Here is a 17,647-nt window from a genome sequence, read left to right on the forward strand (position 1 = left end):
AGCCTAAACCTTTCCGCCTATTCAACCAAATTAGGGTGCTATACAGAAAATCTGTCAGCCTAAACATTCAAAATCGGAGAATAGGCAGGAGGTTTCCGCCTACTCCCTCTAAATCGGGATCTTAGACAGAAAGTTTCAGTCTAATAAGTAGTTAGCCAGGCTTATAAAGTTGAGAGCAGTCTTCAATGAATAATGATGAGTTGGAAGTACCAATGATCTCACCTATATTGGCTGCTCAGGCAGGCGTAATACCCTTAAAGCCCAAACCAGAGAAAGCAGCTCGTTTTGCTGTTGGCTCACCAAATGGACTCACCTCAAATTCTTGGAGGATTTGGGCAAGCAAGCATGGTGATGTTTATATTGCGTGTCGAGATAACTTCAAAGAAGCAAAAGTTAGTCTTCATGCGTCAGGGCGGTGGCGAATGGGGTTTACAACTGAAGCTATTTCTAAGAACTCTCATTTGCTTCCCAGTGATCAGAACCGAGCTTGGGAGGTTTGGGATCAACCACCAATTTCCCTGCCCAATACTGTCATTGCTTTTCAACTCGTTTTTCCTACATCTGAATTGGCAGTTCGACCAGAACAGCGAATCCCCAAAGAATGGAAAGATGTAATTTTTATTGAAGCCGCACCTCCTGGAAAGCTTACGATTTTGACTCTCTTTGTGACTGTTGGAGATATGGTACTAACTCATGAATGTGAACCAAGCTTCTGCTTAGCCTCTTTAGATATCGGTGGTGGTCGGTATGCACAACTAATAGCTCACGGTGATCCTGAAAATGACTTGCCACAATTGCTTGAGCAAAGTGTGGCTGAAGCTCAGAAACAAGCCAAAATTTCAGGGATAACTATTCCTGATGGTGCATATGGTTATTTCTTTGGAAAACGGGAGAATGGTTCACGCTTTCTCTTCGGTGCTTGCATCAATTGAGTAAGTTCAGATCAATCATCCTTAACGCTGGCTAACACTGCATGGCAGCGGACAGTCGAAAGTCGTTGGTGCTGAGTTCGAGTTAATCTGCTGCCGCTGCATTTTGCCGTTATCTGCCTCGCTTCATTGTGAATGCGGTTCTAAGTGAATCGTTAATCTTTCCACTTGACAGCAAGAACGATCGAAACGCTAGCAGCCGATGACCACGATCGCCATGTCGCTCTGTCCTCAATGGGGATGTAACCGTAAGCTTACTTATTGGACTTAATGAGTCAATTATCTTTATCCAGCAGAAAACCAAAAAAGCTGAGTATCTATTGATACGCCATTTCTCTATCGGAACAGAGCAGGGTAAGCTAGATCGTACACTGTACTTGCTTTGAGGGGGAGATAAAGCCTATGAAAACATTAGAGGAAATCAAGCAGTGGCTTAGGCAACATAAGTCATTATTGCAAGAACGTTACAAAGTTCGGGAATTAGGGGTTTTTGGCTCCTATGTCAGGCAGGAGCAGACGGAAGCCAGCGATGTGGATGTGCTGGTAGAGTTTTCGGAGACACCGAGCCTATTGAAGTTTGTCAATTTAGAAAACTATCTCAGTGACAATCTGGGTGTCAAAGTCGATTTGGTACACAAGTCTGGGCTAAAGCCACGCATTGGAGAGCGGATTTTGGCAGAGGTCGTTTACCTGTGACCAAACGGCAAGTTGAGGACTATTTACAAGACATTTTGGATGCTGTAGCTGCGATCGAGCAGTTTACAACAGGCGTTGAGTTTGAAGTTTTCTCGCAGAATTTAGAGAAAGTGTTTGCGGTTTCAAGGGCGATCGAAATTATTGGTGAAGCGGTAAAGCGCATTCCAGACTTGGTGAGAAGTCAATATCCTGATATTCCCTGGCGAGACATTGCCGGAATGCGAGATAAACTGATTCATGATTATTTCAATACGGATGTAGAAATTATCTGGAAAGCAGTTAAGGAAGATGTCCCTCAGTTGAAAATATTAATTTCTAAAGTTTTAGAAGATGTGACTAAGAAGCCAGAGTAATGGAGATCTCCAACGAGCAAATCATACAGAACATTGCCAATGCTCAAATTCAGAGAAATTAGCGGAGATTAGTTTTGATTTTGGATATGAGTTGCCGATTCTCTGTACGCCCAATGAACTTCTTTGAGATTAACTACGTTTCAGGATGAGATTGTAGAAGAGATTTACAGAATTCGTGAAGAGTACTCTCGTTCATTCAGTCATGACTTGAGAGCCATCTTTACTGATTTACAAAATGTTGGAGGCTTTCGCGAGATCTTGATGAGGATTCAAAGGATATTAGTCGCCGCTCAACTTAACCGTTATGTCGGACATCTTCACCATCGATAGATTCAGCCGTCACACATCCGATCGGGTAAACTAAAGGCATTGATTAGACTAAGTTAGTCTATGACCATCGCAACTGAAGCCACTCAGCTTTGATGAGTTTTTCGCCCATTTAATGTTTAGCTGATCAAAATACGGCTTCTCTTGCGATCGCTTTCCCTGCGATGAAGCCTGTCGTCCAAGCACTTTGGAAGTTAAATCCACCTGTGACTCCATCAATGTCTAACACTTCACCCGCTAAATAAAGTCCCGGACAGCAGCGGCTCTCCATTGTTTTGAAGTTGACTTCTTTGAGATTCACGCCGCCACAGGTGACAAATTCCTCTTTGAAAACTCCTTTCCCGTTGACAAGATATTTCCCCTGCGTGAGTTCTTGAATCAACAGATTCAGCGTTTTATTGGGAAGTTCTGCCCAACGGGTTTCTTTTTGAATGCCAACTGCCGCCGTGAGTTTTTCCCACAACCGACGAGGCAATAGCACCGGGCAACTGGAGACGATCGCGCGTCTCGGCAACTGCGATTTCACCGCCAGCAATTCTTGTCGCAGCGCCTCCGGGTTCTGTTTCGGCAACCAGTTAACCGTCAATGTCGCCTGATAACGATGCTCATGCAAAACTCTGGCACCCCAGGCGGACAGCTTCAACACCGCCGGACCGCTTAAACCCCAATGTGTCACTAACAGCGCTCCTGTCTGCTCTAGTTTGGTGTCGCCCACCTGCAACCGTAGCCGCACCGGATCGACCGCAATTCCTGACAACTCATCTAAGCGATCGTCCGTCACATTAAACGTAAACAGAGAAGGGGCGGTCGGCTCGATCGAGTGTCCCAACTCTTTTGCAATTTGATAGCCTTGGGGACTGTTGCCCGTCGCAATTAGGATTCGATCGGCATTGAGAATATCGCCCGATCGCAACTCAATCTCAAATGTGTCATCGTGCTTCACCACCGATTTAACGTTGGCTCCCAGACAAACATTAATTCCAGCGTCTTGAGCTTGCTGAATCAGGCAGTGAGCGATCGTGGCAGAATTGTCCGTAATCGGAAACATTCGCCCGTCTGCTTCAGTTTTGAGCTTGACGTTGCGAACATTAAACCATTCAACCGTATCTTGTGCCTGAAACTGACTAAAGGCACCCCGCAAGGCTTTGCCTCCTCTGGGATAGTTCTGCACGAGAATGGCTGGGTCAAAACAGGCATGGGTGACATTGCAGCGTCCGCCCCCCGATATGAGAACTTTTGTGAGCGGTTGACGACTTGCTTCGAGCAGGGTGACATCAGCAGCACGATTGGTTTGGGCACAGGCGATCGCGCTAAAAAAACCAGCCGCTCCCCCACCAATGACGACAACTTTAAGAGTTTGAAAAGACAAGGAAATTGTACTAAAAACGGCAGAATCTCTATTCTAGCGAGTCCGGTTGCATTCATTGAAGACCCGTCGATCGCTATCTCAAACGGTGTTGAAAGTGCTTTAAGCCTTCCGTCCCGGTTTGCAGTCTGCGAAGTCGATCGTGTGGGAGTCAATGTAGTCCGCAATCGCCATTTCGACAATGGCTTCAACTGGGTAACTAATCTCAGTCGCACGATCGAGAATAGCGTTTCTGATTCGCTCTGGTAACCGCTCTAGAATTGCTTGACCATCGGCGGATGACAACTGCTCGTAGCTTTGGTTGTGAGTAGTTGATTGCATTGATTTAGCTCTCCGTTGGAATTTGAGCGTTGTAAGGCGGCTCTTGGCAACTAAAGCGGTTTAGGGATCATGCCTAGACGCTCGAGCAACCGTTCATCCTGCGATCGTTCTGGGTTCGGAGTCGTCAGCAACACTGCCCCGGTAAAGATTGAATTCGCACCCGCTAAAAAGCACAGCGCTTGTAATTCGTCGCTCATCTCTAGCCGTCCGGCTGATAGTCGCACCATCGCCTGGGGAAACAGAATCCGAGTCGTGGCAACCATGCGAACTAGCTCGATCGAGTCGATCCGAGATGCACTCTCAAGCGGAGTTCCGACTACTGGAACCAAACAATTAATCGGCACCGATTCGGGTGGCGGATTTAAGTTTGACAGCGCTTCGAGCAGATCTAACCGATCTTGAACTGATTCACCGAGTCCGACAATGCCACCACAGCAGACCGAAATTCCGGCTTCGCTAACGGCTCGGATTGTTTCTAAGCGATCGTGATAGGTGCGAGTCGTCACAATCTTCTCGTAGTAGCTGGGTGACGTGTCGAGATTATGGTTGTATGCCGTCAGTCCTGCTTCTTTAAGCTGTTTTGCCTGATGGGGCTTGAGCATTCCCAACGTGCAGCAGACTTCGAGATCCAGCGCGGCAACCTGACGCACCATATCCAGGACTCGATCGAACTGTGCGCCATCTCGCACTTCTCGCCACGCCGCTCCCATACAAAAGCGCGTCGATCCGGCGGCTTTTGCAACCTGAGCTTCTGCCACCACGCTTTCAAGATCCATTAGAGGTTCTGGCTTCAAATCGGTTTGGTGATGCACACTCTGAGAACAGTAGCCGCAATCTTCGGGGCAAGCCCCCGTTTTGATGCTGCTGAGCGTACACATCTGCACCGCGCGCGGATCGTGATGCTCTCGATGCACTCGCTGCGCCTCAAACAGCAAATCGGGCAAAGGCTGATGATAAATTTTGGCGATGGCAGCGATCGAAGAAGTCAACATAGCGTTCAAACGTTAAGAAAGATTCAGAACTCTTAGCTATTCAGATTAGCAGTCTGCCAGCGTCTAGAGAATGCAAAAATTCTGAACCTGACCCGGTGATACAATTTCTATCACTATGCCACGGTTAACTTCTTCCTCTCAACTGACTCGACCTACTGTCACGCTCACTGAAATGCTGTGGGCGTTGACGGGGTTGTTGCTGACGATCGGGGGCACCCTGCTCAAAGCTTCAATCACTGACGTGCCCTGGACTTGGACCCCGCAAACGGTGCCGCTGCATTTTTTGGGCGTGAGCTATCAGATCGGAGCTGTGCTGTTAGTCGGCTGTCTGGGCGGAAAAAACGCGGCGGTCATTTCCCAAATTGCTTATTTGTTGTTGGGGTTAGCCGGGTTTGAAATCTTTAATGACGGAGGCGGAATTCACTATTTTAGTAAGCCGAGTTTTGGCTATTTGCTGGGCTTTATTCCTGGCGCATGGCTGTGTGGATATCTCGCATTCAAAACGCCTCCTCGACCAGAATCTCTCGCGTTTAGCTGTTTCTGCGGGCTGTTCGTCATTCATCTCACCGGGATCTTCTATCTATTTTTGTCCTACGGGTTGAAGTGGGCGAATGCAGATTCTCTATCATTGTGGGATGCTTTAAAAACTTATTCTCTCACGCCGTTGCCCGGACAATTTGCGGTCGTCTGCGCTGTCACGGTGCTGGCGTTTGTGATGCGTCGTTTAATGTTTTATTAATCCTCGATCTCTCTTCTGAATGCTCAAAAACCGTTTTTTCTGGCTGGCTGCGATCGTAGGTCTGATCCTCGATCGCCTCACAAAACTTTGGGTTGTGAAGACAATGGTGCTGTCTCAGTCCATTCCTCTTTTGTCAGGTGTTTTTCACATCACTTATGTGGTCAACAAGGGAGCCGCGTTTAGTCTCTTTCAGGGCAGCGTGTGGTTACGTTGGCTCTCTCTCGCGGTCAGCCTTGGCTTGATGGCAATGGCATGGTTTGGTCCTCGGTTTGAGCGGTGGGAGCAGTTGGGCTACGGGTTTATTTTGAGTGGGGCGCTAGGGAATGGCATCGATCGCTTTGTGCTTGGTCACGTCATCGATTTTCTCGACGTTCGGCTGATCAACTTCCCCGTCTTCAATCTGGCAGATGCCTTTATTAACGTTGGCATTTTTTGTTTGCTCATTGCTGCTTTTCGTAGACCGCCTGATGACCGCGATCAAGCCTCAGTCAAAAGTTGAAACCTCCCTAGTTTCTCGATGGGCGCTTACCATTGGCTTAGATTGCGATCGGGGATTGCGAGTCACCAAAATCCAGTCCTCTTGCATCTCTAGCACTTGAGTTTGTTTAGGAGGCAGATAGCCCTGTGCTGAAGCTTTCAATAGTTGGTAAGGGTGGGGATCAGTCTTCCAGCGCTGCTGCAGCTCGTCTTCAGCCGCCGGAATGATGACACGATCGCTATAAAAATTCAGCGAGGGGCGGAAATCAGGATAGGACGTGTAAATCACCTGACCACGAAGCGTATGGCGTTGAATCATTGCTGCTACAGGCTTAACCGGATAGGTTTCGGCTAACTCCCAAACCCAGTGGCTCGACATCATCAGCACTACTAGAGTGAGATAAGTTCCCCAAATCAGCACTGAGATAAACTGAATATCTTGCCGCAGAATCAAAATCGCGGTGACGGTGATCGTGAGCGCCAAGGTCGAGGAAATAAGCTGAAGGTCTGGCTGTGGGGCAAAGAAGGTGAAATAGGCGCTCAAGCCCCACACCACAAACCCAAACATCGCAAACACGGCAAACCAGATTCGAGCATGAACGATCGGGCGCGGCTGCCGAATTCCCATCATTAAGGGATTCCACATGCGGCTGAGTTGGGCACCTACCATCAGGGACAGCGCTGGGTAGATGGGCAAAACATACCAAGGCAGTTTGGTCTGCATGGCTGAAATGACGAGCAAATAAACTCCGCTCCAGACGATCACTAACCGCGCCCAGCTTAAGCCCCGATTTTCCCAAGCTAGACGCAACCCGTGGGGCACAAACAGCAGCCACGGAAAGCCATATTTCAGAATTTCCCACAGATAATACCAAACGGGACCGTCATTATTGCCGACCGTTCCCCAAACCCTCACCAGGGACTGATTGAATAAGTGGGCATTGACAAACTGTTGGTGATAGTGCGACCACTGAGCGCCATACCACAATCCTACGGGAGTCGCCCCGATCGCCATACCCAACCAGAGATAGCGACTGGTCAACAGGCGAGGCGTATCCCAGATCAAAAATAGTCCCCCGATCGCGGCTAGCAATATCCCCAAGATGCCTTTAGTTAGGCAGATTAGCCCAAACCCAATGCCGACCCCTAAGCCCCAGCGTAAATCTCGCCGAGATCGCAGCAAACACGCCATCATCAGCAAAAAGAAACACAGCACGGCTCCGTCGAGCATCGCCATGCGTCCCTGTCGCGCTACGGGTAGCCAAGTGAGATATACCAATGCCGAAAAAATGGCTGCCGTGCGTCGAAAAAAAACTTCTCGCCCAACCCAGTAGAGCAGGGGCACAGAACAAGCGGTGAGCATCGCCCCTGGCAGCCGGGAGGTCAACTCGCTTACGCCTGCGATCGAGTAGATCAATGCCACTAACCAGTGCATCAGCGGCGGTTTGTTGAAATAGGGGTTTCCGCTTAGGTCTTTGGGATAGAGCCAATTTTGAGACAGAAAGGGCGATCGCCACATTTCACGAGCCACTTGAGCGACGATGCCTTCATCCCAATCTCTGAGAGGCAAGTCTCCGAGATTCACCCCAAATAACACCATCGCTGCAACCAATAAGCCTAGAAGCCAGCCGCGATCAACCCACGCTTCAAAGCGAGATTGTCCCATCCCAAATCGGTGACTCGTAGAAATCTCTTGACCCATATTTAGCCTTTTACCACACTCTAGGACGACCTCATTTTCCTCTTAAATCTGCTGCTGAGAGAAAGAATTGGGCGCATTGGAACAGTGTGAGGGAAATTTTCATGTCCAATCATAAGTCATGGCTCAGAGATTGGCGCTTTGTAGCAAGGTTAGTCGTCTCCGTCGTCTAGGCGGATAAATGGGCTGTCTTCTAACATTTTGATTAATCCGAGGGTGATTAAGGTCATAACGGTTCCTGAGACAGCAAGCTGCCACCAGCCACAGCCTGAAGCGATGCCTAGGGCAGCCGTCACCCAAGTCGCGGCGGCAGAGGTAAGTCCTTTAACTTTGGGGTTAGAGCTATCGGAACGCGACTGATGTAAGATTTCCCCGGCTCCTAAAAAGCCGACTCCGGTAGCGACTCCTTGAATTGCACGGCTGGCTGCATCGCCCGAATGAACGTTAGCGTGTAAGGGAATTAAGACAAACAGTGCGGCTCCAAGGCTTACTAGCATATGAGTTCTCAAGCCTGCTGGTTTGTGTCGCCGTTGGCGGTTCCACCCGATCGCACCGCCCACCATAAGCGCTAAACCCAACCGCAATATGATTCCTACCCAGTTATTGGGATCGATTGAATAAGACTCCATTGATGATTTGGATTGAGTTTGCGCAGATGCCTCAAGAGGCTAAAAGGTAGTTTTTTAGATTAGCTGATCCAAGACATTTCTATTTACATCTTTTCAGAAGCACAGTTCTGGGTTTATTTAAGTATATGAAGTAGCAGTTTTATCAGGAATCTATAGAGCTAAGAAAACATTCAACCTTGCTTCAACGATTTCTCTCCGTACTTCATCCAACCACAAAATGTCTTTTATCTAACTTATTTTGAGAGTGAGAATAAACTTAATACAAAGAAGTAGGGATACTACCCAAAATATGGGTAGACCTGCTGATGACCTTGATCCCCTCTTAAGATCTACGCTTATAAAGGTGACCAGAGTGATCGAAGTTCCCTTGGTTTTTGTTTCGTTTTCTAATCAAAAGTGAGTTGAAAATCATGCCTGAATGTCCTTGTTGTGCAGAAAAACTGCTGCGTCATGTTCGGCACGGAGCAATCTACTGGTTTTGCTCTCACTGCTGGCAAGAAATGCCGGATTTAGCGTCAGCAATGGTCGATCGCCCTAAAGATCTCTCTCCAAAAGAGAAAGCGTTAATCGCAGGGGTCGATCGCTAGAAAACTTGTTTTTCAAAAAGATTTCTGGCTTGACGAACGAAAAGCCTACTCTTCTGGCAACCAGACACGATCGCGGGGAAGCTCTCTTCATATGCTCCTCCCCACACCAATCAGAATTATGATGTAGAGTCTGTGTCTGTCTAGCTGAAAGTTGCCGTTCGTCGAGCTAAAACTATGATGAATTATGATGTGGTGGTGTGTGGAGCCGGACCCGCTGGGGCGATGGCAGCCGCAGAGGCAGCTCAAGCGGGGCTGAAAGTCGCACTATTAGAAAAGCAGTTTCTGCCTCGCCACAAAACCTGCGGGGGCGGAATGCCGATGGTGATGCAAGAGGTCTTGCGAGATTTAGCACCCGACGCATTCGTTGAGTCACAAGTCACTCACATGCGCCACACGTGGAATTTTGAGGATGCCTATCTTGCACCGATCAATCCCCTTGGTGTTGATAGACCGCTTTCGCTGTGGATGGTGCAGCGATCGCGATTTGATTATGCTCTGGCACAACGAGCCGTTCGCTGTGGGGCAGAATTGCGAGATGGGCTGGCAGTCCGCTCACTCGAAGTTGAGCCAGACGGCATCAAAATCTCGGCTCAAGGCATCAAAACAGGCAGCGAGTTTGTCGCCAAAGCCAGATATGTGATTGGTGCAGACGGTGCTAATGGGGTGACGGTCAACTCGACCAAACTGCGACAAAATCGCGCGATCGCCCTGGCAATGGAACTTGAGCATCCTCACCGCTGGGGCGACGGACACGCTGATCTGCGTCCCGATGTGGCTCATCTAGAATATGGAGCGACCAAGCGCGGTTACGCCTGGATTTTTCCCAAAGCCGACCACTTGAACATTGGCGCAGGGGTCTTTCGTCCCGATCGCAAAGATGCTCGAAACAATCGGACTCTTCGAGCCGAACTCCAGCAAACCATCTTTCAATATGTTGAAGCGATGGGATTGTCGATCGATCGCGACCAAGCCCGCTTTCACGCTCACCCCTTGCCGACTTGGAATGGCAAAGAACCGCTTCATGAAGGACGCATTCTGTTAGTGGGAGATGCCGCCGGATTAATCAATCCCTTATTTGGGGATGGCATTCTTCACGCTGTGAAGAGTGGCGCGATCGCGGCGCAGTGCTTAGTAGACGAAACCGCAGACCACTACACCGATCTCATCCACGCCGAATTTGCCGCCAATTTTGATGCCGCGTTGACGCTCGCTCAAGTCTTCTATCAGTGGACGGGCGCTTGCTATAAATATGGCGTTAAATCTGAAAGAGCCACTCGGATAGCAACTCAACTTCTCTATGGAGATCTATTATTTACAGATATGGCGGGTCGAGCGATGCGAAAATTGAAGCGATCGGTGGGGGCAACCTTTTTTCCAGCTTTCAACTCGTAACCAATTCTTCATAAAAAACTTCGGTTAGTCTACCGATTTCAACCCAAAATTCTTAAACTGGTAGAGAGAGCCTGTGTTTTAACAGTTTTTAGGGTTGTTGGTTCGATGAGCGGGCGATCGTGAGAACAGTGAACGATACGCTAGAAGGCTCTCGCTGATTCGGTAGGTTTCTTTCTACGATCGGCGGTGTGGGATAACCTATAGGTTTACAGCACACCCTTTTGTATACACGTCAAGAGGAAAGACAGAATTATGGGATTATTTGACCGAATCAGCCGAGTCGCTAGAGCCAATCTCAATGATCTTGTGAGCAAGGCTGAAGACCCAGAAAAGATTCTGGAACAGGCTGTGATCGATATGCAGGAAGATCTGGTGCAGTTGCGTCAGGCAGTCGCAAGCGCGATCGCCAGCCAAAAACGCAGTGAGCAGCAATACAATCAGGCGCAGACGCAATCGAACAACTGGCAGCAAAAAGCTCAGCTTGCCTTGCAAAAAGGCGACGAAAACCTTGCTCGTGAAGCGTTGCTCCGCAAGAAAACTTACGCCGACACCTCCACCACGCTCAAGTCTCAACTCGACCAGCAATTCACCCAAGTTGACACGCTCAAACGCAGTCTAATTGCTTTAGAAGGCAAGATCTCTGAAGCGAAAACGAAGAAAGATATGCTGCGGGCACGGGCAAGTGCCGCCAAAGCTCAAGAGCAGTTGCAAAACACTGTGGGCAACCTCGGCACAGGCAGCGCAATGGCAGCCTTTGAGCGGATGGAGGAAAAAGTCTTGCAGCTAGAAGCCCGATCGCAAGCGGCGGCTGAGTTGGCAGGTGCCGATTTAGAAAGCCAATTTGCAGCGCTAGAGTCAGGAGATGTCGATCTTGAACTCGAAGCGATGAAGGCTCAGATGCTGGCTCCAAGCACGTCTCAAAACCAGGCTCAGTTGCCCGGAACTGCTCCGGCTGCAACCAGTCCTCAAGCTAAGACAACCACCTCTCCTCAAGATCAACAAGCCGTTGATGCCGAACTAGAAGACTTGAAAAAGCAGTTAGATCAGCTTTAAGACTCGGCGTGAAATTCTGCATTCAGATTCCCGGCTTCTTCAAAAGGTCGGGAATTTTTGCTTTTGCGAGGTTTCTGTCAGAAGTAGCCAGCCTGAGGCTTTAGAATTGTGAGCGGATGTTAATAACAGCAGTGTAATATGAGCAGCGTTCGTGTCATTGGAGATAGCGACTTTGAGACAGAAGTTTTGAAAGCCGATCAGCCTGTGCTCGTCTATTTTTGGGCTTCGTGGTGTGGTCCCTGTCGGTTAACGGCTCCTCTGGTCGAGGGCATTGCGTCGAGCTATCACGATCGCTTAAAGGTGATCAAGATGGAAGTCGATCCGAACCCTGAAACGGTCTCAATGTGCAAAGTTGAAGGGGTGCCTGCGTTTAGATTTTTTGAAGGCGGCGAAGTGAAGAAAGCGAGTGAAGGGGCAATCAGCAAGCAAAAACTAGAGGATTTTGTGTTGTCTCAGCTTTCGGCATAAGGTAACGCAAACTCTCTGTCCAAAGCGGTACACTTTAGATCTCGTTTCTGTCGTCTCAACGCTGACCCGCGATCGCCGATGCAATTTGCCACTCGTTTAGAACCGCTACAAGCCAACGTCTTTGCTGACATGGATCGGGCAAAAACAAAAGCCAAAGCCGCTGGGCGGGATGTCATTGATCTGTCTCTAGGATCGTCCGATCTGCCCACTCAGCCCCATGTGCTAGCCGCGATCGCTCAGTCGCTCCACGATCCCAGCACTCACGGATACCTCCTATTTCACGGCACTCAAGCATTTCGTCAAGCGGCAGCTAGTTGGTATACCCAAAAGTTTGGCATTGCTGTCGATTCAGAAACGGAGGTCTTGCCGCTCATCGGTTCTCAAGAAGGGACTGCCCATCTGCCCCTGGCGATCTTGAATCCGGGTGATTTTGCGCTGCTGCTCGATCCGGGCTATCCGTCTCATGCAGGGGGCGTTCATCTAGCCAGTGGTCAGATTTACCGGATGCCGTTAAAAGCAGAAAACGGATTTTTGCCCGTATTGCAAGATATTCCCCCTCACGTTTTGGCGCAGTCACGAATGATGGTGTTGAGCTATCCCCACAATCCGACGACCGCGATCGCGCCCCTCTCGTTCTTTAGAGAAGCCGTTGCTTTTTGTCAGCAGCACGATCTGGTTTTGGTGCACGACTTTCCTTATGTGGATCTGGTGTTTAGTGAGACGGGAGTGCCATCGATTTTGCAGGCTGACCCCGATAAAAGCGTCTCGATCGAGTTCTTCACGCTTTCTAAGTCCTACAATATGGGTGGTTTTCGGGTCGGGTATGCGATCGGCAATGCAGATCTGATTCGAGCGCTTCGTCAAGTCAAAGCGGCAGTGGATTTTAATCAATATCAGGGCATTTTGAACGGGGCGATCGCTGCCCTCACTGGATCTAAGGCAGGCACTCAAGCCGCAATTGAAACGTTTCGCCATCGTCGAGACATCTTTATCGCTGCCCTGGCGCAAATTGGATGGCACGTTCCTATGCCCAAAACCGCGCTCTATGTTTGGGCAAAGCTCCCCGAACCCTGGACGACCCACTCGATTAAGTTCTGCACAGACCTGGTAGAAGCCACCGGAGTTGCCGCCTCCCCCGGTGCAGGGTTTGGCAAATCGGGTGAAGGCTATGTTCGATTTGCGCTAGTTCATCCACCAGAGATTCTAGAAACTGCTGTCAGTCGAATCGCTCAATTCCTATAATTTTTCTAGTCAACAAAATGATAATCGCAAAAACTTTACGCGTTCTTGATGCTAGGTGAGAAAGCTTAACTAGAACCTCGCACTGATTCAGCAAAGTCACTCGTAAATTGGACAGTATGAGGTAGCCGAACCTACACGGCTCTCAAAAAAACTGCCGGACTGGAATGTCCCAGGGTTGCCCCCGCATCTAACTTCATAACAACGGCGCGAAATGGCAAAAAAACTTCCTGAACTTGCAGTGACTGCCGTGATCGTAGCGGCAAGCGCAATGATGGGTGCTCCTGCCTTTGCAGGCACTCTGTCGAGTGCCACGATCGGCGGCACTAACCCAACCGACTATCTGATCTACGACTCCAACACCACCAACACGTTCGAGGTTGCCAAGACTCCAGCAAACTTGGCAAAGGTTTTGGGGGGTAATAGAGCTAACCCCACAGGCAACGTCGAACTTGCAGCAAGCAGTGAAAAGTCTGGCTTCGATTTCACTAAAAACACCAGTTTGACGGGCACGATCGGGGGCAAAGCTATCACACTCAGCAGCCTGACCAAAGACGACTGGAATAGTGTCTATAAGGGCAGCACGTTTGGTCAATATTGGTTTAGTCAAACACTGGCTCAAAACGGGTTTGGTAGCTTGGTGGGCACGAATGACGGGTTGCAGGTGTTCAACATCTTCAAAACCTATGGAGGCTTTGAGCGCTTTAGTGATCCCAACATCTCCTATGTAAATCAGAATGACACAACGGGTGAGATTCAAGTCGGTTTGGCAGGTCATCTAAATGCCAATTCTCTGGTCACAAAATCATTGGATGCCTACCTAGCGGACTTGACCGGAAACTCGGCACAAACTCAACAGAACAAAGCTAAAATCACTGGCTTAAAAAACCAGTTAGGAGCCAGCACCGTTCAAGCCAGCGAAGTCTTTAAGTACACCTACAATGGGGTGACTGACTACGGCTACGGTTTTTCTGCAACAAAATCTAATCTGGTTGAGAAGGGTGATGGCATCTCACACAGTGGAAACTATGAGATCAAACTTCAGGGAGTCGTTCCGAAAAAGCGCGTTCCTGAACCGTCTGCGCTGATGGGCTTGGCAGGGCTAGGGATCTTGCTGACAGTCAAGCGCAAGTTGCTCAGAAGAGCATAGAACGTTGAGCCATTCACAACAAGCAAAATGGGGGCGAATAGCCCCCATTTTGCTTGTTGTTTAATCGATCAGTTAAAACGAGAACTTTTTCTTTGGTTACGGTGCTTTTATCTCATCTGCTTGCAAACATCCTCTCTTCGAGCATAGGTGCAATCAAAATAATCCAACGCCTTGCGAGCAGATTCAAAGGTGGCTGAGCGATAGGACGAGCCATTGGGATAGTCTTTTGAATCCCAAACCTTTAACGTGTACGCAGTGTTGTTGTCGTTTGACCACACTTCATACTCATAGCGATACGATCGCCCCGTGCTTTTATCATAGTAGCCACCGCTACCACTGTTAGCCATGAAATCTGCGCGTGCTATGCAAGGAAAAGCTAGCAGAGACGCTAAGGTCAAAATCGCTAATAGAGTAGTCTTTACACCTATCATCTTCACTGGTTTGTAAGTCAAATTTACTTTTCAGGTATAGCACTTATCCGTTCTTTTTCTAGCAATGTTTTTACGCAATTATACGCAAAAACATCAACAAGTAAAGTAAGAGTATGTTCAGTGATTTTCGCTTAAAGCCCGTGCTTTATTTTACAAAAGATATCTTCTCTATCTCAATCAGCATTGCTTGAAATCGATATCAATCACCTATAGAAACGGTAGGAAAAGGCTCCTTTGAAAGTTATAATTTCTTAACAACATCAGACGTACTCACATTCAGTCAAAAATTTACGTCCATTCGTTGCTTAAGGCTTTTACGAAAGCTGTTAATCGCTTAAAAGCTGTGATCAAATTCCGATTTAAGTCCCTGTTTCTTCTGTTTGCAGGAGGATTGCTTTGAGCGATAAACCACTGATGAAACCGTCTGGAATTCGGGCTGTTGCGATCGGGTCAGCGATCGCTGTTGCGCTCGGAGGGTTCGGCATTTTTTCCTATTTCATGCTGCGTTCCCCATCTCAGTCATCGGTCGCCAGCCCTTCATCAACGCCCGATGAAGTAGCCGACGCGGTTTCTGCCCTGGGTCGATTAGAGCCAGAGGGCGGAGTCATGAAGATTGCTGCCCCGTCTTCGGGGTTTGGCAGTGCGCGAGTTGAAAGGCTGCTCGTGAAAGAAGGCTCGATCGTCAAACCCAAACAGCCGATCGCCGTGATGGATAATTTTGATTCGCTCTATGCAACCACGCTGCAAGCAGAAGCGCAGGTTAGAGAAGCTCGATCGAGGTTATCTCAGGTGCAATCAGGAGCCAAAACGGGGGATGTGAATGCCCAACGCGCCAATGTTTTGAAAGCCAATGCAGAGTTGCCCAAAGCCGAAGCCGAAATCTTGAAAGCAGATGCAGAGCTTAAAAATGCACAATGGGAATATGAACGCTATCAAAAGCTATTTAAAGATGGCGCAGTTTCAGAATTAGATCTGCAAAATCGGCAATTAGTCTACGAAACCAAAGCCAAGGTGAGAGAGCAAGCCAAGCAAGGGTCAGAGCAAGCCAAGCTTGAGCTAGAAGGTGCCAAGCAGGTGTTAAGCAGTGTGTCTGAAGTGCGCCCAACCGATGTGCAGCAAGCGGTTGCCCAAGTGCAGGTCGCAGACGCAAACTTGCAAAAGGCAAAAGCTGAGTTAGACAAAGCGGTGGTGCGTGCCCCGATCGAGGGTCAGGTGCTAAAAATTCACGCCGATCCGGGTGAAATCGTTGGCAGTGATGGCATTTTAGAACTCGGTAAAACTGGACAAATGTATGTCGTTGCTGAGGTTGACGAAAACTATATTAACCGCATCAAACCTGGACAAAAAGCCAAAATCACGAGCTACGCTTTTCCGGGAGAACTGACGGGAACCGTCGATAAAGTCGGTTTACAAATCCGCAAAAACGAAGTTTTAAACACCGATCCCGTTGATAAAACGGACACTCGAATTGTGGAAGTCAAAGTTCGTTTAGACAACAGCCAAGCAGTCGCGGGGCTGACTAATCTACAAGTTAAAGTCGCGATCGTACCTTAATGTTTGCTATCCCTCTCGCGTGGTTACAGCTTAAGCGTGAAACCGTTCGTCTGCTCGTAGCACTTGCAGGCATTGGGTTTGCAGTGATCTTGATGTTTTTGCAACTGGGCTTTCAAGCGGCGCTGTTTGAAAGTGCCGTGACTCTTCATCAAAAGTTAGAAGGCGATATTTTCCTGATCAGCCCTCAATCGACCTCGCTGACTTCGATGAAAAGCTTTCCCGATCGCCGACTATATCAGTCGCTAGGGTTTGCCGGAGTTGACGCAATCAGCCCTATTTATTTGGGGTTAGGCATTTGGAAAAATCCTTATTGGGAGGGTCCGCCCGCCTCGCAGACTCGCAGCATTCTTGTCATTGGCATGGTGCCTGGAGATAAAGTTTTCGCGCTGCCAGAAGTCGCAGAGAATCAGTCACAACTTCGGCTCACCGATGTGGTTTTGTTCGATCGAGCTTCTCGCGAGGAATTCGGTCCGATTTCTAAGAAGTTTGAGGCACTTAAAGCGACTGGAGGCTTGGTTAAAAGCGAGATCGAAAGCCGTCGCGTCAAAGTCGGTGGGCTGTTCAGTTTAGGGGCATCGTTTGGAGCAGACGGCAATTTAATCACCAGCGATCTCAACTTTCGGCGCATCTTTTCCAAGCGCGGAGAGGGAATGATTGATGTCGGTCTAATTAAGCTCAAACCAGGAGTTGACCTTGAGAAAACCTTGGCTCGGTTTAGGCAAAATCTACCCGGCACGTCGAGAACCGACCCGAAGAAAACGACTGACCAAACCAAAGAAGATTTTGTGGTCGGAGATGTCAGAGTTCTTTCTAAAAAAGCATTTATCGCGTTCGAGCAAAACTATTGGAAAGAAAGCACCGCGATCGGGTTTATTTTCACGCTGGGAACGGCAATCGGGTTCGTCGTCGGAACGGTGATCGTCTATCAAATTCTCTATACTGATGTGACCGATCACCTCGCTGAATATGCCACTCTCAAAGCGATGGGCTATAAAAATCGCTATCTGCTGTCTGTCGTGTTTCAAGAAGCGATTATTCTAGCGGTGATGGGCTACATTCCTGGTTATATTTTGTGTCTCGGATTGTATAACGTCACTCGCAGTGCTACTGCTTTGCCCATCTCGATGACGCTCGATCGAGGAATCTTAGTGCTTTGTTTAGCGATTTTAATGTGTGTGATTTCTGGAGCCGTTGCCGTTCGCAAAGTTCAAGATGCTGATCCAGCAGACATCTTTTAGCATTATC

General features: G+C 48.7%; 19 protein-coding genes. 13 read left to right on the forward strand and 6 right to left on the reverse strand.

What is annotated here, in order from left to right; all coding sequences use genetic code 11:
• Window positions 1-185: 185 nt before the first annotated feature.
• The 3 genes from A8707_RS05050 to A8707_RS05060 all read left to right on the forward strand — a co-directional run bounded on the left by A8707_RS05050 (window position 186) and on the right by A8707_RS05060 (window position 1,978).
• Window positions 186-932 carry a hypothetical protein gene (locus A8707_RS05050; RefSeq protein WP_068815712.1) on the forward strand — a complete coding sequence of 249 codons (747 nt, stop codon included), beginning with the start codon at window positions 186-188 and terminating at the stop codon, window positions 930-932.
• Between the two features lie 399 nt (window positions 933-1,331).
• Window positions 1,332-1,625, forward strand: coding sequence for a nucleotidyltransferase family protein (locus tag A8707_RS05055; protein ID WP_068815713.1), 294 nt, complete (start codon window positions 1,332-1,334; stop codon window positions 1,623-1,625).
• On the forward strand, window positions 1,622-1,978 hold the full coding sequence (locus tag A8707_RS05060) for a HepT-like ribonuclease domain-containing protein (RefSeq protein ID WP_068815714.1): 357 nt from the start codon (window positions 1,622-1,624) through the stop codon (window positions 1,976-1,978). The genes A8707_RS05055 and A8707_RS05060 overlap by 4 nt, the downstream gene beginning before the upstream one ends.
• Before the next feature lie 454 nt (window positions 1,979-2,432).
• On the opposite strand, the gene A8707_RS05065 is transcribed toward A8707_RS05060, so the two are convergent.
• The 3 genes from A8707_RS05065 to bioB form a co-directional block, all read right to left on the reverse strand.
• Window positions 2,433-3,674: a BaiN/RdsA family NAD(P)/FAD-dependent oxidoreductase gene (locus tag A8707_RS05065; protein WP_068815715.1), complete on the reverse strand. Its 1,242-nt coding sequence runs from the start codon at window positions 3,672-3,674 to the stop codon at window positions 2,433-2,435.
• A 99-nt stretch (window positions 3,675-3,773) separates the two neighbouring features.
• On the reverse strand, window positions 3,774-3,992 hold the full coding sequence (locus A8707_RS05070) for a hypothetical protein (protein WP_068815716.1): 219 nt from the start codon (window positions 3,990-3,992) through the stop codon (window positions 3,774-3,776).
• A 50-nt stretch (window positions 3,993-4,042) separates the two neighbouring features.
• Window positions 4,043-4,984, reverse strand: coding sequence for a biotin synthase BioB (gene bioB / locus A8707_RS05075; RefSeq protein WP_068815717.1), 942 nt, complete (start codon window positions 4,982-4,984; stop codon window positions 4,043-4,045).
• A 115-nt stretch (window positions 4,985-5,099) separates the two neighbouring features.
• Here bioB and A8707_RS05080 point away from each other — a divergent pair, with 115 nt between their 5' ends.
• Together A8707_RS05080 and lspA are read left to right on the forward strand one after the other, a co-directional pair.
• A complete protein-coding gene (locus tag A8707_RS05080; protein ID WP_068815718.1) occupies window positions 5,100-5,723 on the forward strand; it encodes a biotin transporter BioY in 624 nt (207 codons plus the stop codon).
• Between the two features lie 19 nt (window positions 5,724-5,742).
• A complete protein-coding gene (gene lspA / locus A8707_RS05085; protein WP_068815719.1) occupies window positions 5,743-6,222 on the forward strand; it encodes a signal peptidase II in 480 nt (159 codons plus the stop codon).
• Here the strand turns inward: lspA and A8707_RS05090 are convergent.
• Window positions 6,208-7,902, reverse strand: coding sequence for an ArnT family glycosyltransferase (locus A8707_RS05090; protein WP_082906234.1), 1,695 nt, complete (start codon window positions 7,900-7,902; stop codon window positions 6,208-6,210). The two genes, lspA and A8707_RS05090, sit on opposite strands and share 15 nt — an antisense overlap.
• A 149-nt stretch (window positions 7,903-8,051) precedes the next feature.
• Window positions 8,052-8,528: an MgtC/SapB family protein gene (locus tag A8707_RS05095; protein ID WP_068815720.1), complete on the reverse strand. Its 477-nt coding sequence runs from the start codon at window positions 8,526-8,528 to the stop codon at window positions 8,052-8,054.
• Between the two features lie 410 nt (window positions 8,529-8,938).
• On the opposite strand from A8707_RS05095, the gene A8707_RS28910 reads away from it, so the two are divergent.
• From A8707_RS28910 to A8707_RS05120, 6 genes are all read left to right on the forward strand, one after another.
• The gene (locus A8707_RS28910; protein WP_197484625.1) at window positions 8,939-9,115 is read left to right on the forward strand and encodes a hypothetical protein; all 177 of its coding nucleotides are present in this window, start codon (window positions 8,939-8,941) and stop codon (window positions 9,113-9,115) included.
• A 174-nt stretch (window positions 9,116-9,289) separates the two neighbouring features.
• Window positions 9,290-10,507, forward strand: coding sequence for an NAD(P)/FAD-dependent oxidoreductase (locus tag A8707_RS05100; protein ID WP_068815721.1), 1,218 nt, complete (start codon window positions 9,290-9,292; stop codon window positions 10,505-10,507).
• 252 nt (window positions 10,508-10,759) lie between these two features.
• Window positions 10,760-11,560, forward strand: a complete 801-nt coding sequence (locus A8707_RS05105; RefSeq protein WP_068815722.1) for a PspA/IM30 family protein — start codon at window positions 10,760-10,762, stop codon at window positions 11,558-11,560.
• A 138-nt stretch (window positions 11,561-11,698) separates the two neighbouring features.
• Window positions 11,699-12,028, forward strand: coding sequence for a thioredoxin family protein (locus A8707_RS05110; RefSeq protein ID WP_068815723.1), 330 nt, complete (start codon window positions 11,699-11,701; stop codon window positions 12,026-12,028).
• Between the two features lie 78 nt (window positions 12,029-12,106).
• Window positions 12,107-13,270 (forward strand): LL-diaminopimelate aminotransferase, encoded by a 1,164-nt coding sequence (locus A8707_RS05115; protein WP_068815724.1) that lies wholly within the window; start codon window positions 12,107-12,109, stop codon window positions 13,268-13,270.
• A 211-nt stretch (window positions 13,271-13,481) separates the two neighbouring features.
• Entirely contained in the window at window positions 13,482-14,417 is a 936-nt protein-coding gene (locus A8707_RS05120; protein ID WP_068815725.1) for an NF038130 family PEP-CTERM protein, read from the forward strand.
• Window positions 14,418-14,524: 107 nt separating this feature from the next.
• Here the strand turns inward: A8707_RS05120 and A8707_RS05125 are convergent, their stop codons facing one another.
• Window positions 14,525-14,764 carry a hypothetical protein gene (locus tag A8707_RS05125; RefSeq protein WP_156518367.1) on the reverse strand — a complete coding sequence of 80 codons (240 nt, stop codon included), beginning with the start codon at window positions 14,762-14,764 and terminating at the stop codon, window positions 14,525-14,527.
• A 480-nt stretch (window positions 14,765-15,244) separates the two neighbouring features.
• Here A8707_RS05125 and A8707_RS05130 point away from each other — a divergent pair, with 480 nt between their 5' ends.
• Window positions 15,245-16,402, forward strand: coding sequence for an ABC exporter membrane fusion protein (locus tag A8707_RS05130; protein WP_231947942.1), 1,158 nt, complete (start codon window positions 15,245-15,247; stop codon window positions 16,400-16,402).
• Entirely contained in the window at window positions 16,402-17,640 is a 1,239-nt protein-coding gene (devC, locus tag A8707_RS05135) for an ABC transporter permease DevC (protein WP_068815728.1), read from the forward strand. Before A8707_RS05130 ends, devC begins: the two co-directional genes overlap by 1 nt.
• Window positions 17,641-17,647: the final 7 nt, after the last annotated feature.

The sequence above is a fragment of the Phormidesmis priestleyi BC1401 genome (genome assembly GCF_001650195.1).
Classification (GTDB): Bacteria; Cyanobacteriota; Cyanobacteriia; order Leptolyngbyales; family Leptolyngbyaceae; genus Phormidesmis_A; species Phormidesmis_A priestleyi_B.

Bases quoted from the DNA above. Each gene is read 5' to 3' on its own strand.
- A8707_RS05100 (WP_068815721.1), top strand. From the start codon at position 9,290: ATGATGAATTATGATGTGGTGGTGTGTGGAGCCGGACCCGCTGGGGCG.
- bioB (WP_068815717.1), bottom strand. From the start codon at position 4,984: ATGTTGACTTCTTCGATCGCTGCCATCGCCAAAATTTATCATCAGCCT.
- devC (WP_068815728.1), top strand. From the start codon at position 16,402: ATGTTTGCTATCCCTCTCGCGTGGTTACAGCTTAAGCGTGAAACCGTT.
- A8707_RS05050 (WP_068815712.1), top strand. From the start codon at position 186: ATGAATAATGATGAGTTGGAAGTACCAATGATCTCACCTATATTGGCT.
- A8707_RS05095 (WP_068815720.1), bottom strand. From the start codon at position 8,528: ATGGAGTCTTATTCAATCGATCCCAATAACTGGGTAGGAATCATATTG.
- A8707_RS05055 (WP_068815713.1), top strand. From the start codon at position 1,332: ATGAAAACATTAGAGGAAATCAAGCAGTGGCTTAGGCAACATAAGTCA.
- A8707_RS05120 (WP_068815725.1), top strand. From the start codon at position 13,482: ATGGCAAAAAAACTTCCTGAACTTGCAGTGACTGCCGTGATCGTAGCG.
- A8707_RS28910 (WP_197484625.1), top strand. From the start codon at position 8,939: ATGCCTGAATGTCCTTGTTGTGCAGAAAAACTGCTGCGTCATGTTCGG.
- A8707_RS05110 (WP_068815723.1), top strand. From the start codon at position 11,699: ATGAGCAGCGTTCGTGTCATTGGAGATAGCGACTTTGAGACAGAAGTT.
- A8707_RS05070 (WP_068815716.1), bottom strand. From the start codon at position 3,992: ATGCAATCAACTACTCACAACCAAAGCTACGAGCAGTTGTCATCCGCC.
- A8707_RS05125 (WP_156518367.1), bottom strand. From the start codon at position 14,764: ATGGCTAACAGTGGTAGCGGTGGCTACTATGATAAAAGCACGGGGCGA.
- A8707_RS05105 (WP_068815722.1), top strand. From the start codon at position 10,760: ATGGGATTATTTGACCGAATCAGCCGAGTCGCTAGAGCCAATCTCAAT.
- lspA (WP_068815719.1), top strand. From the start codon at position 5,743: ATGCTCAAAAACCGTTTTTTCTGGCTGGCTGCGATCGTAGGTCTGATC.
- A8707_RS05090 (WP_082906234.1), bottom strand. From the start codon at position 7,902: ATGGGTCAAGAGATTTCTACGAGTCACCGATTTGGGATGGGACAATCT.
- A8707_RS05080 (WP_068815718.1), top strand. From the start codon at position 5,100: ATGCCACGGTTAACTTCTTCCTCTCAACTGACTCGACCTACTGTCACG.
- A8707_RS05115 (WP_068815724.1), top strand. From the start codon at position 12,107: ATGCAATTTGCCACTCGTTTAGAACCGCTACAAGCCAACGTCTTTGCT.